The organism is Clostridium omnivorum (assembly GCF_026012015.1).
GTDB classification, from domain to species: domain Bacteria; phylum Bacillota; class Clostridia; order Clostridiales; family Clostridiaceae; genus Clostridium_AX; species Clostridium_AX omnivorum.
This window is the reverse complement of sequence record NZ_BRXR01000001.1, coordinates 2,641,755-2,657,192: the sequence shown is the minus strand read 5'-3', so window position 1 is coordinate 2,657,192 and position 15,438 is coordinate 2,641,755. Positions and strand designations below refer to the sequence as shown.

Sequence of the window (15,438 nt, the reverse complement as noted above, 5' to 3'; positions counted from 1 at the left end):
AGAATAAAAGGATGTAAGAATCTACTCACATCCTTTTTATTTTATCAATTTTACAATTTTAATTTGACATCTTAGTATTAAAACTCAAAGCATATTTGACTTAAGGTTCCATAAGCATAGCTTCGATGCAGCACCTTAGGTGCTTTTTCTTCACCGCCGCTCCCCATAGCTATAAATAGAGGCATAAGGTGTTCTTCTCTAGGCACTGCTCTCTTAGAGTTAGGAGCTAGCTGTTTATAAGAAAATAAAGACTTCAAATCCTTCTCTTCTATTCTATCAACAATCCAATCATCAAATTCTACTGCCCACTTCTCTGGTTTTTCTTCCTCCCAATTGATAGTCCATAAATTGTGAACCGTTCCTCCACTTCCAATCACTAATATATCCTCTTTACCAAAGCTCTTTATTGCCTGCCCAATTTTATACTGCTGCTCTGGAGCTAGATTAGGATTAATGGATATTTGCACTACAGGAATATCAGCTTTAGGATACATAAGACTTAATATAACCCAAGAACCATGGTCTAATCCCCTTTTAGTGTCTATCTTGCTTTCTATGCCTCTACCTGCAAGTTTATCCTGTATATTAGCTGCTAGTGTAGCAGAACCTTTAGCCGCGTATTTTATTGAATATAGCTCTTCTGAAAAGCCTCCAAAATCATATATCATTTCATAAGTATTATCTCTTGCTGAAATTGAAGTAATATCATTTTCCCAATGTGCTGTGAAAATCACAATAGCTTTAGGTTTAATACTTATTCCTAATTCCTTTAAGAATTTTGTATATTCATTTTGTTCTATTGCCAGTGTTGGTGAACCATGACCGATAAATAAAGCTGGTACCATAATTTGGCCTCCTTAAAAATATAATTTATATTACTTTTAATAATTAACTTACTTTATATTAGTATAATATAATATTTTAAATATTCTTGTCAATATGGTGGGTATAAATTTATTATTATTTCAAAAAACTTCATAAATATAAAAGTAACATTAATCCTTAGACTAATGTTACTTTTATTATCTCATCATTACAGCAAATTTCTTGAACTATTTCACTAGCAGCAAGATTTCTTGGAACCAATATTGTATATAGACAGCTTTTATGCGGCACCTGTTCATCTTCATCCTCATCTATTAAAAATTCAATATTTTTTATCTTTACATTGCTTTCATCAAAATAATCCTCAAGTTTTTTAACAAGTCCAGTCTTATTTTTATATTGTATTTCAAGCTTTACAATTTTCCCTCTGTCTATAAATTTAGTTTCAAATCCCTTTAAGGATACCAACACAATATATACACCTACAGCTGCTGATACACTTAGAAAGTAATATCCAAGCCCTACTGCCAGACCTATACAAGCTACCACCCATATTGTAGCTGCTGTAGTAAGCCCCTTAATAGATCCTTTTTCATGTATTATTGTCCCTGCTCCTAAAAAACCTACTCCAGTTATTACTTGGGCCCCAAGCCTTCCTATATCAGCTTTAAGAGCACTAGACAATACCGGGTTATGAAGAATCATATTAGTAGTATCTTGGATTGCATAGAGCTGAATCATAGATGTTACTGCAGCCCCAACACAAACTAAAATGTGAGTTCTAAAGCCTGCAGGTCTATTCTTAAATTCTCTTTCGTAGCCTATTAATCCGCCAACAACTACTGCTAAAATTAGTCTAATTAATACTTCGTACCAATTCATCAATTTCCCTCCGTATATCCTCTAAATAAATACTATTACAAATATTATGTACTCTTATAACTTATATATAATTATATATTATAATGCAGCTACCTATTATGATACATTCTTCTAGTTAATTATAATGTTTAAAAATTTAAAAGAATCAACCCTAAGGTTGATTCTTTAATAAATATGCCCTGCTTTCATAAGGCTCTAATTTTAATTCAAGGTCACCTGTATAATCAAACTCTACATCTTCCCCTATCTCATAATTAGATATTAGTAATTCAGCTTCTTTCATTACAATGTTATGGGGAATTTTATATGTTGTAGTCTTTCCAAAAAAATTGGCTATAACAAGGAAACACTTTCCTTCTAATTCTCTTAAATAAGAATATACTTCTTTATGCTCATGGTTAAGCTCTTTAAAGCTTCCATAAATAAATGCCGGATGTGCTTTTCTAATAGAAATTAAGTTCTTATAAAAATTCAGTATAGAATCCTTATCCTGAAGCTGCTGCTCTACATTTATATATTTATAATTGGAGTTTACTTTAATCCATGGCTTTGTGCAGCTAAAGCCTGAATTATCTGAGCTATCCCACTGCATTGGAGTTCTTGAATTATCTCTGGAGGTAATATGCAAACCCTTCAGAAAATTCTCTTCGCTCACAAGTTTTGTTTCAACTAGCTCCCTATAACGAGTAGCTATTGCAATATCCCTAAAATCTTCAAGGGAAAATTCCTTGGCATTAGTCATCCCTATTTCATCGCCATAATAAATAAATGGTGTTCCCTTTTGAGTAAGCTGGAGAAGTGCCAGCATCTTTGCTGATTCATTTAAGTATTCATTATCACTTCCCAAACGGGATACTGTTCTTGTACTGTCATGATTAGAATAAAATAACGGGCACCAGCCCTCGCTTTCATCTCTCCTCTGCCATCCACTCATTTTTTCCTTAATATCAGCAATTAAATCGATAGGTCTTTTTTCCCAAGAATTTTTGCCAAAGCCAATTCCATTCATATCAAAATGAAAGGTCATATCTAATTCCTTACGGCTAGTACCTGTATAAATACTAGCATTATGATAGCTTATGCCGCCAGTTTCTCCAATAACAACATGATAACCATCCTTAAATACATCTTCTCTAATTTCTCTTATATATTCATGGACTTCGGGAAGATTCTGAACATACTTAATAAAGTTACCGTATGCTTTACCCTCTTCAATTTCAGCATCAGGAAATGTAAAGTCTTTAGCTAGATGATTTATTGCATCCATTCTAAAGCCATCAACACCTCTATTTATCCAAAACTTTATCATTTTCTTTATATCTTCCCTAAGCTTTATACTTTTCCAATTCAAATCCGGCTGCTGCTTAGAAAATAAGTGAAGATAGTATTCACCACTGTTTTCATCATATTCCCAGGCACTTCCTCCAAAAAATGAGCCCCAATTATTAGGAGGACCTCCATTATATCCTGGATGCCAAATATAATAATCTCTGTAGGGATTGTCTTTTGATTTTCTACTCTCAATGAACCATGGATGTTCATGTGAAGTATGATTTATTACAATATCCATAATCAATTTCATATTTTTTTTATGCAATTCTCTGATAAGCTCATCAAAATCATCAAGGGTTCCAAACTCCTGCATAATATCTTCAAAATTGCTTATATCATAGCCATTATCATAATTAGGTGATGTATTTATTGGATTCAGATAAAGAACATCTATCCCTAAATTTTTTAAATAATCTAATTTACTTATTAATCCTTTTAAGTCTCCCACGCCATCTCCATTAGAATCCTTAAAACTTCGTACATAAACTTGATATGCTACAGCTTCCTTCCACCATTTTTTATCCATATTACTAGGCTCCTTTTAAATCTATGTTTTTGCTTTACTAACTATAATATTATGCATATAAAAATAGCCAACTTTTCTGAATAAAAGCTGGCTATTTTAACTTTTAACTTATGCTGTTAGCCTTTAACACTACCTAAAGTTAATCCTCCAACTAGGTACTTAGATAATGATATAAATATTATTATAACTGGAAGAGCTGTCATTAATGCTGCCGCTGAATATATACCCCAAGCTGTAGAGAATTGTCCTTGCATATTAGTAAGTCCTACAGGAAGGGTAAGCTTGCCAGCATCAGTAATCATAACTCTAGCTACAATATATTCTGACCAAGCACCCATAAATGAGTTTAATGCGCTCAAAGCTATTGCTGGAGTAACTAGTGGTAATATTATTTGATAGAAAGTCTTAAAAATTCCAGCACCATCTACATAAGCACTTTCTTCAAGTGACTTTGGTATAGTATCAAAGTATCCCTTCATCATCCATACATTAAAAGGAATATTTGTAGATATATAAACTATAACCAAGCCTGCCATTTTATTAGCAAAACCCAGCTTTATAAGCATTAAATAAAGTGGTAAAAGGGTCATTGTTGCAGGAAACATTTGAGTTACTAGCAGCATAGTCATACCAGTACTTCTTCCTCTAAATTCAAATCTAGAGAAAGCGTAACCTGCACTTATTGACAAAAGTACACTAAACAATGTTGCTAATGATGCTATTATTGTACTATTCTTTAACCATGATAGTAAGTCATATTGAATAAATGCTTGCCTATAGTTTTCAAAAGTTGCCCCCTTAGGAATTAAGCTTAAAGAGGTTGAAAACAAATTATTTGCTGGTCTTAATGATACAGTAAATATAAAGGAAATAGGATATATTGAAATTAAACAAAATAATATCAATATAGCATATATAAGTATTATCTTTAAAGGAGAATCATTTCTTTCGAATCTCTCACTAAATTTCACTTTCATTTTATTCACCTCTAATCCTCCAATTTTTGTGCTTTTATAAACATTGAACTAAATGCTAGTAATATTAAGAAGATAATTACTGAGAATGCTGCAGCATATCCATATCTGTAGTATTCAAATGCCTTCTTATAAACAAGAGTTACAAGGATTTGAGCATCTTCTGAAGCTGCACCACTTGTAATAATGTAAATAACATTAACCATATTGAAGGTCCATACAGTTCCTAATATTATTGCAGGTGTCATAACCGGTTTTAATAGAGGTAGAGTAATATTCTTAACTTTTTGCCATCCTGTTGCTCCGTCAACGTCGGCTGCTTCATAAAGCTCTTGAGGTATACTTTGGAGCCCTCCAAGAGCTATCATCATCATAAATGGTACTCCAAGCCAAATATTAGTTATAATAGCGGCTACAAATGACCATTTTGGATCTGATAACCATGGAATAGCTGCACCTTTGCCAAAAATATTTGTCAGCAATATGTTTACAGCTCCATATTCTACATTAAACATGTTCTTCCAAGCAGTTGCTGCAATATACTGTGGCACTGCCCATGGTAATATAAGTAATGCCCTGATAACTGTTTTTCCAGGGAGTTTTCTATTCAATAAAATTGCTAGGAACATTCCAAGTCCTACGTGGAAAATTAAGTTTATAGCTGTCCATACTATTGTTCTAACTAAAGTTGAATAAAATAATGCATCTTTAAAAATATTAATATAATTATCTAGTGCGACAAAGGGGTAATTCTTACTTTTTAAATTAAGTAGAGTAACATTTCTAAATGAAAGCCATACTTCATAACATAATGGATACAAAACAACTACTAACACTACTACTAATGCGGGTAAAAGAAACCACAATGGGGTCCATCTAGTCTGGGCTAAATTGTAACTGCGTGCTTGTACCTTAGATTTTTTTGTGGGTTTTGCATCATTTCGCATCAAATGTCTCCTTTCTAAAAAAAGGGGATATAATCCCCCTTTTTTTATAAACCAATATTTCTAATATATTAGAATCCTAATGCTTTTATACCATCTTCAGCAGTTTTTTGCATCTTAGCAGCTGAATCTTCTGGTTTAGTTTTTCCTGATAAAACTTCTTGTTGAACTGGTTTCATAGCATCCCAAATAGCTCTCATTTGAGGAATGATTGGCATTGGTACTGCTTTATCTAAAGCATCTTTTTGTCCAAGTATTAGTGGGTCTTTAGTTATTTTATCGTCTTTCATTGCTTCTAGGTTAGTAGGTATTTGTTTGTGTGCATCAACCATCTTTAATTGAGCTTCTTTAGTATTAACAAATTCTAAGAACTTCTTAACTGCATCTTTCTTGTCTTTATCTTTAACTGATGCAGATACTGTATAACCCTTTACAGCTGAAAGTGGTGCTGGAGACTTTCCATTTACAGTTGGTATTGGCATAATTCCGAAATCTATACCAGCCTTTTGGTAATCAGCAAAACCCCATGGTCCATTTATAACGAATGCAACTTTTCCATCTTTAAATAAGCTGTCTGCTACAGTTCCGTCTGCTTCTTTTGGTATTATTCCATCTGTCTTAAGCTTTAATAGGAATGTCATCCAATCCTTTACAGCTTGAGTATTAAGAGTTGGCTTTGGAGTCTTTGAATTTACATCATCAAAAGAACTTCCACCAAATGCAGCTAAGAAAGGAATTGAGAAGAATGGTTCTACTTCATTAAATACTAATCCATATTGAACCTTCTTATCTGCTTGTAGCTTCTTGCTAGTTTCAATTAATTCTTCAAAAGTCTTTGGAGCTGTTGGAACTAATTTTTTATTGTACATAAGTAATAATTCATTACCATTTCTATCTGGAAGCATATATTGCTTTCCTTGATATTTTGCAGCTTCTAATGCCTTTGAATCATAGTTTTTAAGTGCATCTGCACCAATTACTTCATCAACTGGTTGAATTAAGCTTCCAGTTACGAATACACCTATGTTATCATTTGGTCCAAGAACTACGTCAGGACCTGTTGTTCCAAGTGATGCTGATGTATAATTCTTTCTTAAATCTTCTGTTTCATAGTGAGTTCTCTTAACTGTTATATTAGGATTCTTGTCTTGGAAATCCTTTATTAAACCATCTAGAGTCTTTTGAGCATTAGCATCGTCTTGTTCCCAGAAGTTAATTGTAACCTTTTTTGAATCTCCTGTTGTTGTTGTGCTTGCATCGTCTTTTTTTCCACATCCAGCTAGAACACCAGCAGCTAGTATAACTGTGCATGCTAGGGCAACTACTCTTTTAGTGTTTTTCATTTTAATTCCCCCCATATATTATCTATAAATTTTAATTGCTTATGCAATCGTTTGCTCAATATTATGATAACCTTTTTATATAACGTTGTCAATATATAAATTGAAACTTTTTTTATGGTTATTTGAAATATTTTTGATGGAGCGCGGTAATAATATTGCATATTCCAGAATACAATTATTATGTTATAATCAAATTAGGATTATAGTATTTATATTGTCTATCAATAGAATACAAAGAATTAGGAGGTTAAAAATGTCTATAAATTTTACAGAAAATATTAAAGCAGCAGTGGATAATTTACATAAGAGAGGTGCATTTTTAACAGTTATAGATGGTGATAAAGTCAATACTATGACCATCGGTTGGGGAGCTATAGGTTATCAATGGAATCGTCCAATTTTTACTGTTCTTGTTAGAGAATCAAGATATACCTACGAGCTAATTGAAAAAGCTAGCGAATTTACTGTAAGTATACCTTTAAATGATGATTTAAAGGCAGCTCTTGCCTTTTGCGGTTCTAAATCGGGAAGAGATTACGACAAATTTAAAGAGTGTAATTTAACCCTTGAACCTGGCAAAACTACTTCAACTCCAATAATAGGTAACTGTGAACTTCAATTTGAATGTAAAATAGTTTACAAGGAAGCTATAAATCCAGAACTTCTAAGTGATGAAGTGAAAAATGCAAGCTATAAGAATGGTGATTATCATACCACCTATTATGGTGAAATTGTAGATTGTTATATTAAATAATAAAAGTAATTTAAATAGTTTTAAAATAAATGGCTTTGAAGTTAAATTCAAAGCCATTTATTTATATCTTATATTTTTATCATTTTTATCGCAATACATTGCTCTATCTGCACAGCCAAATATACTATCTGTGTCTAACTCTCCATAAGGATCAATACTGCAAATTCCATAGCTAAAACCTATAGTGATATCCTGAACCTTTTCCTTTATAAGCATATCTCTTATATGCTGCAATTTATTTTTAGCTTCTTCTATACTACAGTTTACAAATAATATAACAAATTCGTCCCCAGACATTCTAGCATATACATCAGTTTTTTTCAGGTTATTCCGAAGTACATCTGCAAAAATCCTTAGAACTTTGTCTCCTGTATTATGCCCATAGTTATCATTGACCATTTTAAAATCATCTAAATCAATTAGCGCAAAGCAGCACTTATGCTTGTACCTTTTAATTTTGTTTAGCTCTTCACTAAATATCTTCTTGAAAAATCTTCTATTAAATAGTCCGGTAAGCTCATCATAGTGAGCCATATATCGTAGTTTTTTCTGAATTTCGAAATTCTTCAGAGCAAGCTCCATTTCACTTTTTATATGATTCATTAATCTAATATCGTCTTTAGTAAACCTACCTTCGTGCTCTGTACTATCCACATTTATCATTCCAACAAAAGCATCATCAATATAAATAGGTGAACTTAAAGTACATTTTATATCTAATGCCTCAGTACCTATTAAAAAGGCCATTTTTTCCTTAGTCACTACATTTTCATCAAAACTTACTGGATTTTCAATTATTGCTGTTTCTTTAAAATTATTTATGCTATATAAAAAAGATTCTTCTTTTTTTAAGGTAATGTTTAATAATTGTTCTGAATAGCCTTTAATAGCTTTATAATGAAAATAACCATCCTCCTGCAGTATTAAAATACTGCCTTTTGACGCATTTGGAATTAGCGCTATTGCTGCTTCCAAAACTATTGAATAAACCTGACTTTCTTTCTCCATCTTTGAAATTTCTTCTGATACATGATAGATATTATTTTTTATATGCTCAATCAGCTCCATCTGCCCTTTAACTTTTTTAGCATTAAGGTGCTGAATAACTACAATAATAAGTAATATTACAATTATTAAATATAAAACCCACATTATTATAAACCCCTCTACAAACGTATACATTTAATGGAATTTTATTATATATTCTGAGTTTACATCTATTTAATACAATTGTAAAGTAAAGAAGTTTCCATTTTTAAAACTTACTTTAATTTTACTGAATATTTAATGTTAAAAAGCAAAAAATATAAATGTTTATGTAGATAAATCGTAAAAGGAGTGATAATGTATGGGAAGTGGAAAAAGTAAGCAAGGTATAGTTGGAAAGGTTCCTATGGCAAGTAAGAGAAAAGGTAATGTAGGACCTGGCATAGATTTTGTAGACGAAAATACTACCAGTGGTCCAGAAATTGCAAAAGAATTTAAAAAGAGAAGGAATGAACATTAATGCAAGCTATAGTAATAGATTTAAATCAGGCAGATGCCTATCTTTCTCTACCTGACGGTACTAATGTAAATATTGCAATAACACGTCTCCCTACTAACGTTAAAGTTGGAAAAAAAGTACACTTAAATCCTAGCAATTCAATTATGGAGAACTATAGAATAAATGGATTGTTATAGCCTCAGCACATTAACTTGCATATAAAACACTAGTGATATATAATAATAATATAATAAAATATTGTGCTAGGGGTGCCTTAAGGCTGAGAGATGATTGTTCATTAACCCTTAAACCTGATCTGGTTAGTACCAGCGTAGGGAAGCTGTTTTAGTTATTACGTAGTAACATGACCGTATCCCTTGTTGGATTACGGTCTTTCTTTTTATGTTAACATCTCAATGCCTATAAATGCTTATAGCACAAGAAATGGGGGGATTTTTATGAATTTACTTTTAACAGTAGCTTCCTTTAATCTTAAATTTAAAGGTATAAGTTTAGAGGATATTAAGCAAGGCTTTGCCGACGCTCCAAAACATCCTTTTGCAATTATTGCACTGATAGGGATAATCATTTTAGTAGCTGCTATCTTTAAGATGAAGAAGGTTAAACTGACTACAACAATGATGACCCATATTGGTATAGCTCTTGCTCTTGGTACAGTACTTAAGATGGTTAAATTTTATCAGGCTCCAATGGGAGGAAGTGCTACCTTAGGAAGCATGGTTCCTATATTTTTAATAGCACTATTCTATGGACCAGAGGTTGGTTTTTTAACAGGTCTGCTATTTGGAATAATTGATTTTATTCTAGCACCTTATATACTTCATCCAGTTCAAGTACTATTTGATTACCCTTTGCCATTCATAGCTATTGGAATAGCAGGATACTTTAAAGATAAGGGTAAGGTCTCTATGATGGTAGGAGTAGCTTTGGCTATAGTGGCTAGATTCTTATGTCACTTTATATCTGGAGTTGTTTTCTATGGAAGCTATGCTCCAGCAGGAATGTCTGCAGCGCTATACTCTTTTGTATATAACATAACCTACCTTGGACCTGATGGGCTGCTTTGTCTTGTAATTCTTGCAGTGTTACCTATGAAGCAGATAAACACAATTCTTTCAAAAACACGATTAAGTAATTAAAATAAAAAAAGTAAGCAGATAGGTATTGAAACCTGTCTGCTTACTTTTTTGAGGATGTGCTTTTAAATCTAAGATACGGAAATAGCGTTAACCGGACAAGATTCTTCTGCTTCCTTAGCACTATCCTTTTCTGATTCTGGAACTTCATCAGTTACTACCCCTGCTTTACCGTCATCTTCCATTTCAAATACTTCTGGACATATTGATGGACATAACCCACAGGATATGCAAGCATCCTTATCTACATAAGCCTTCATAATTACACTCCTCCTCTCTATATACGCCTTTTTACAATATTCTTTTAAACAACCTACTATGATCATTTATATGTTTCCCAAAGATTAACTAATTATGACTATAATTAAACATTTTTATGACCTTTTTAGTACTTATATAAAAATGTGCGGAGTAAAAAAAGAGTTAAATTCACAAGTAATTTAACTCTTTTAAGCTAGCTGAAAATTATAAATTATTTTAATTCTATAAATCTATCAACTAATTCATTGTATTCTTGAATAATATTAATATAAGCCTCTGCTTCACCTTGCTCCATCTTTTCAACTAGATCTAAATTAATAGGCAATTCAGAAAGAAGTGGTATTCCTAGCGCCTCCGCCTGTTCAGCCCCTGTCTTCTTGCTAAATACCCTTATTCTTTCATCACAATTATGGCATTTAACATAAGACATGTTTTCAACTACGCCGATAACCTTTTTATTCATCTTTTGAGCCATAATTACTACCTTTTTAACTATCATAGTAACCATATCCTGTGGCGTAGCAGCGACTACAATACCAGTTACAGGAACACTTTGAAGAACAGTAAGAGCCACATCTCCTGTACCTGGAGGCATATCTATTAACAGATAATCTAAATCTCCCCACTCAGTGTCTGTATACATCTGTGTAAGTACACTAGTAATAACTGGTCCTCTCCAGATTACTGGCTGTTCTTCCACTTCTGTTAATAAATTTAGAGAATTAACCCTAATTCCAGTTGAAGTTTCTACTGGTAAAAACTTAACTTCTTGTCCTTCACCCACAGGAATTATTTCAGCTCTCTTCTCATTAATTCCGAAAAATCTAGGCATAGATGGTCCTGTTATATCCCCATCTAAAACTCCTACACTATATCCTAAGTGTCTAAGCTTTGTAGCAAGAATACCTGTTACTGTAGATTTACCTACGCCACCTTTTCCACTCATTACAGCAATTATATTTTTAAAGCTACCGTACTTTGGAAGCAGTGCAGAACAACTTGCTTCATTAGTTCCGCATTTTCCTTTGCTAGCACAGCTTTCACATTTACCCATAGCAACTCCTCCTTAATAAGCCAAATCTACAAATATTATATCACAATAGAAATTAAAAAAACATTTTTAGCAGTTCTAATTTTATTAATCTTCTATTCATCTCTAAATTTAACAGCTCTATTTTTTACTGTCTCATCCCACTTTTCGCTATATTCTCCAATTGCCCATTCAGCCATAATCACTTTCTCACCCTCCTGAATTTTAAGCTTTCTAAGAGGTTTATCAGAAAGTACACCACTTTGAATACTGTAAATATAAATGTAGTTTTGTGCATATAAAATAGCTATATCCTTATTCGGAGAAGTATATGCATCAATTGCTTCGGGCAATCTAGTCTTTATTTGATTCCATGGAACGCATAGTTCATCATAGCTTATTAATTTTGCCGGTGTAGCTATATTAATACTAAATTCATCATAAATTGAGTTTTCTTCAGGCTTACTATAGTTTAATCGTCCAACCATAGCCCAGTGTCCGTTTTTTCTAATTAGCGTAAAGTTATCCATCTTAGGCTCTTTTTCTAACTTTTCCACCTTATCTTTACTCTGTGATAAGAGATAAACTTCACTGGATCTAAGTAGCAGTTCTTTAGCATTCCCACTAACAACATCGGAAATATTAATTCCTTTACCACTTTTAATGTTGTCAACTGGAAGCACTTGAAGCTTATCTATTTTTTTATCTTTAATGTTAAACTCAGTACCTATATAATCATTTCCAACAAATAATATGCTCCTTATTCCATTTACTAGCGGCAATTCATTTGTCTTAACAAGGGACTCTCCTTTAGTAAGATTTATAACTGACTTAGCATAAATAGATGTAATGCTTTTACCTCCTAAAGATTTTTGCTCCGATCCTACTTCCCAAAATCCTGTAGTTCTTGGAACAAATAGCTGAGGCATTTCTAATACTGGTTTAAGCTCCCTATTGCTAGATGCAATCCATAAAGTTCTATAGCTTGGTAATCCATTATTAGCAGCATCATCAGACCTCAGTCCAATAAGCACACCAGACCTTAATAGTTTATCTTCCTTATTTGCTGCATTGCTTAAACTAACTTCACTTTTCAATTCACTTTTATTAATATCCTTTGAGTCTACTACGTTTGAATACTTTTTTAAATATAAAAATCCTGCATCAATATGTACTATAAGATTTTTATCATCTATCCTTATAAAATCATAAAAAAGCTGATCATTAGAAGTTATAGAAATAATTTCTATCTTGTCTGCACTTATCCCTAAAACATTGGGACTAGTTTTATACTTATTGAGAAAAAAATCTCGGGCTGAAACATTCTTAACCTTATACTGAGGATCTTCACGAACCTCATCGCCAAATATGGCACTTTCTTCAGATATAAAAACTTTTTTTCCTATATAATTTCTTAATTCTTTTATTTCCTTTTCACTGTCTTTTACCGACTTATAGCTCTCAATATTATAGCTGCCATTTAAGTATAGTGTATTCACTTTTGGAGCAGCTATTTTACCTTCTACATCAGCATCAATTTGCTTACATCCCTGTAAAAATAACATAAAGAATACTGGTATGAAAACAATCCAAGACTTTTTTTTCATATATTTTCTCCTTCCAGTCGAAAAACACTGGGTAACTTATTCGTGCCGGTTCCCACCGGCAAGTTTCCCGTAAATGTCCATTTAGGACATTTACCTCCTTCCAGTCGAAAAACACTGGGTAATCTAACCGTTAAAGCTATTTTAATGGCAAAGTAATTCTCACTGTAGTTCCTATGTTTACGGCACTTGTAATTACTAGACTTCCACCATGTAAACTGGCAATTTCATCACAGATGGAAAGTCCAATTCCATTTTGAGACTTACTATTCTTTCCTTTATAAAACTTTTCCTTAACCCTGGGAAGTTCTTCTTCGCTTATGCCGCATCCTGTATCCTTTATGGTAACTACAATATTATCTTCTTCTCTATATGAATTAACAGTTACCGTTCCACCAGCACCTGTAAATTTAAAAGCATTATCTATTACATTAATCAAAAGCTGTTTTATTCTACTTGGATCGACTTCGACTAATGGCATAGCTTCTTCACAGAGAACTTCAAACTTAATGCCTTCTCTCTCAGCACGAGGCGATAGATACTTGCCAATATATTCAACAATTGAATTCATTTGAATCTTTTCTTTGTTCAGTGTAACTTTACCAGAAACAAATTTAGAAAAGTCTAAAAGTTCTTCAACCATAGAGCTTAGCCTTTCGCTTTCCTTTTCAATTATCCTTAATCCATCACTTAAAATTTCTTTATCTTGAAGTTCCCCATCATTAAGTGTAATAGCCCATCCTTTTATAGCCGTAAGAGGGGTTCTAAGTTCATGAGAGATTGAGGAGATAAATTCATTTTTTATTTGATCTCTATTCTGAATTTCACCCGCCATAAAATTCAGGGTTCTTCCTAGTTTTCCTATTTCATCATAAGAATTTTCCCTTACCCTAACCCTTAGGTTTCCTCCTGCCATTTCCTCTGCAGCACTAGTTATTTTTCTGATAGGTGATACAATACTCTGTGCTAGAAAAACACTTACAATAGTAGCGCCAAAAACGGCAATAGCTCCAATGATTATAAATATACTCGAAATCCTATTTACTATTTTATCCACACCTTCTAATGAAGATATGAATCTCAGAACACCTACAACCTTGTCTCCAGATTTTAGAGGATAGGATATGATCATAACTCTTGACTTTCTACCTTCAATAGTTCCAACCCTTGTCCCTCTTCCGCCCTTTAGAGCATCCTGAAAGTCATTCCCTTCAGCTTTGTTTGTAATCTCAGCTCCTATAGAATCCATAAGTATCTCGCCATTTGTGTTCACTATTTGCACTTCTGCCGAAGTTTGTTTCCAAAATATATCTACATTATCCAAAATATTATCCTGTAAAGGCACATTTGAAAAATACCTAGAATAAAAATCCGAAGAAATCTTTATTTGATTTGTAAGAATACTCTCCATATTATTATAAAAATAATAGCGTGTAAAATAAATTAGAAGCCCTTCAAAAGCTGCCACGCTAATAAAAATAACTATCATAAAGCTGCCTACTAATCTTTTTTTTAAGCCTTTTCCTCTAACTTCTTTTGTCAGCTTTTTATCCATAAGTTTTAATCCTTTCTCCATCTATAGCCAATACCCCAAACTGTTTCTATGTACTCTGGACTTGATGAAGTATCCTCAATTTTAGCTCTAAGCCTTCTAATATTAACATCCACAATTTTACCGTCACCTACAAAGTTATATCCCCAAACTAAATCCAAGAGTTCATCTCTAGAAAATGCCTTTCCTGGATTCTCCACAAATAATTTAAGCAAGAGAAATTCCTTTGGGGTAAGAAACAGTTCTATACCATTTTTATACACCCTTTGCGAGTATACTTCAATAATAAATATACCGTTCTTTATTATATCCTGATTTTCCTCATCCTCATCTTTTTTAATTCTTCTCAAAAGTGCTTTTGCTCGAAGTATTAATTCCATGGGGTTAAAAGGCTTCACCATATAATCATCTGCACCAAATTCAAGCCCCATTATCTTGTCCATATCCTGTCCTCTTGCTGTAAGCATAATTATCCCTATATCTGAAAACTCCTGGCGCAGAATCTTACAAACTTGATACCCATCCATGCCAGGAAGCATTAAATCCAAAATAACAAGTGCGGGCTTTTCAATCCGAATAATTCTAAGTCCTTCTTCTCCTGTTGCAGCCTCCAACACATGAAAATCATTTCTTTGAAAGTTAATTCTCAAAAATCCCCTAATGCTATCTTCATCCTCAATAATTATTATTTTCTCTTGCATATTTTCCCCCTAATTTGTTATTTAAAAGGTATAAATATATTATAAAATAAGAATAATTTCTAAAACA

At 32.8% G+C, this 15,438-nt stretch carries 16 protein-coding genes and 1 riboswitch; of the genes, 4 read left to right on the top strand and 12 right to left on the bottom strand.

Going from position 1 to position 15,438, the window contains the following annotated elements; translation table 11 throughout:
* Positions 1-77: 77 nt before the first annotated feature.
* From bsdE14_RS12610 to bsdE14_RS12585, 6 genes are all read right to left on the bottom strand, one after another.
* Entirely contained in the window at positions 78-845 is a 768-nt protein-coding gene (locus bsdE14_RS12610) for a DODA-type extradiol aromatic ring-opening family dioxygenase (protein WP_264850297.1), read from the bottom strand.
* 157 nt (positions 846-1,002) lie between these two features.
* Positions 1,003-1,707 carry an MgtC/SapB family protein gene (locus bsdE14_RS12605; protein WP_264850296.1) on the bottom strand — a complete coding sequence of 235 codons (705 nt, stop codon included), beginning with the start codon at positions 1,705-1,707 and terminating at the stop codon, positions 1,003-1,005.
* Positions 1,708-1,858: 151 nt separating this feature from the next.
* On the bottom strand, positions 1,859-3,565 hold the full coding sequence (locus bsdE14_RS12600; protein WP_264850295.1) for a glycoside hydrolase family 13 protein: 1,707 nt from the start codon (positions 3,563-3,565) through the stop codon (positions 1,859-1,861).
* A gap of 116 nt (positions 3,566-3,681) precedes the next feature.
* Positions 3,682-4,542: a sugar ABC transporter permease gene (locus bsdE14_RS12595; RefSeq protein ID WP_264852266.1), complete on the bottom strand. Its 861-nt coding sequence runs from the start codon at positions 4,540-4,542 to the stop codon at positions 3,682-3,684.
* A gap of 11 nt (positions 4,543-4,553) precedes the next feature.
* Entirely contained in the window at positions 4,554-5,486 is a 933-nt protein-coding gene (locus tag bsdE14_RS12590; protein WP_264850294.1) for a carbohydrate ABC transporter permease, read from the bottom strand.
* A 68-nt stretch (positions 5,487-5,554) separates the two neighbouring features.
* A complete protein-coding gene (locus bsdE14_RS12585; protein WP_264850293.1) occupies positions 5,555-6,826 on the bottom strand; it encodes a sugar ABC transporter substrate-binding protein in 1,272 nt (423 codons plus the stop codon).
* Between the two features lie 253 nt (positions 6,827-7,079).
* Here bsdE14_RS12585 and bsdE14_RS12580 point away from each other — a divergent pair, with 253 nt between their 5' ends.
* A complete protein-coding gene (locus bsdE14_RS12580; protein ID WP_264850292.1) occupies positions 7,080-7,580 on the top strand; it encodes a flavin reductase family protein in 501 nt (166 codons plus the stop codon).
* Positions 7,581-7,637: 57 nt separating this feature from the next.
* Here the strand turns inward: bsdE14_RS12580 and bsdE14_RS12575 are convergent, their stop codons facing one another.
* The gene (locus bsdE14_RS12575; protein WP_264850291.1) at positions 7,638-8,732 is read right to left on the bottom strand and encodes a sensor domain-containing diguanylate cyclase; all 1,095 of its coding nucleotides are present in this window, start codon (positions 8,730-8,732) and stop codon (positions 7,638-7,640) included.
* A gap of 196 nt (positions 8,733-8,928) precedes the next feature.
* Here bsdE14_RS12575 and bsdE14_RS12570 point away from each other — a divergent pair, with 196 nt between their 5' ends.
* From bsdE14_RS12570 to thiT, 3 genes are all read left to right on the top strand, one after another.
* Positions 8,929-9,087 (top strand): hypothetical protein, encoded by a 159-nt coding sequence (locus tag bsdE14_RS12570; RefSeq protein ID WP_264850290.1) that lies wholly within the window; start codon positions 8,929-8,931, stop codon positions 9,085-9,087.
* The gene (locus bsdE14_RS12565; protein ID WP_264850289.1) at positions 9,087-9,263 is read left to right on the top strand and encodes a hypothetical protein; all 177 of its coding nucleotides are present in this window, start codon (positions 9,087-9,089) and stop codon (positions 9,261-9,263) included. Before bsdE14_RS12570 ends, bsdE14_RS12565 begins: the two co-directional genes overlap by 1 nt.
* A gap of 58 nt (positions 9,264-9,321) precedes the next feature.
* Positions 9,322-9,421: riboswitch (TPP riboswitch) on the top strand.
* Positions 9,422-9,524: 103 nt separating this feature from the next.
* Positions 9,525-10,226: an energy-coupled thiamine transporter ThiT gene (thiT, locus tag bsdE14_RS12560; RefSeq protein ID WP_264850288.1), complete on the top strand. Its 702-nt coding sequence runs from the start codon at positions 9,525-9,527 to the stop codon at positions 10,224-10,226.
* Between the two features lie 68 nt (positions 10,227-10,294).
* Here the strand turns inward: thiT and bsdE14_RS12555 are convergent, their stop codons facing one another.
* The 5 genes from bsdE14_RS12555 to bsdE14_RS12535 form a co-directional block, all read right to left on the bottom strand.
* Positions 10,295-10,483 (bottom strand): ferredoxin, encoded by a 189-nt coding sequence (locus bsdE14_RS12555; protein ID WP_264850287.1) that lies wholly within the window; start codon positions 10,481-10,483, stop codon positions 10,295-10,297.
* A gap of 212 nt (positions 10,484-10,695) precedes the next feature.
* Positions 10,696-11,538: an Mrp/NBP35 family ATP-binding protein gene (locus tag bsdE14_RS12550; protein WP_264850286.1), complete on the bottom strand. Its 843-nt coding sequence runs from the start codon at positions 11,536-11,538 to the stop codon at positions 10,696-10,698.
* Positions 11,539-11,630: 92 nt separating this feature from the next.
* Positions 11,631-13,121, bottom strand: coding sequence for a hypothetical protein (locus bsdE14_RS12545; RefSeq protein ID WP_264850285.1), 1,491 nt, complete (start codon positions 13,119-13,121; stop codon positions 11,631-11,633).
* A gap of 136 nt (positions 13,122-13,257) precedes the next feature.
* Positions 13,258-14,694 carry a sensor histidine kinase gene (locus tag bsdE14_RS12540; RefSeq protein ID WP_264850284.1) on the bottom strand — a complete coding sequence of 479 codons (1,437 nt, stop codon included), beginning with the start codon at positions 14,692-14,694 and terminating at the stop codon, positions 13,258-13,260.
* Positions 14,679-15,371: a response regulator transcription factor gene (locus bsdE14_RS12535; RefSeq protein WP_264850283.1), complete on the bottom strand. Its 693-nt coding sequence runs from the start codon at positions 15,369-15,371 to the stop codon at positions 14,679-14,681. Before bsdE14_RS12535 ends, bsdE14_RS12540 begins: the two co-directional genes overlap by 16 nt.
* Positions 15,372-15,438 lie beyond the last annotated feature (67 nt).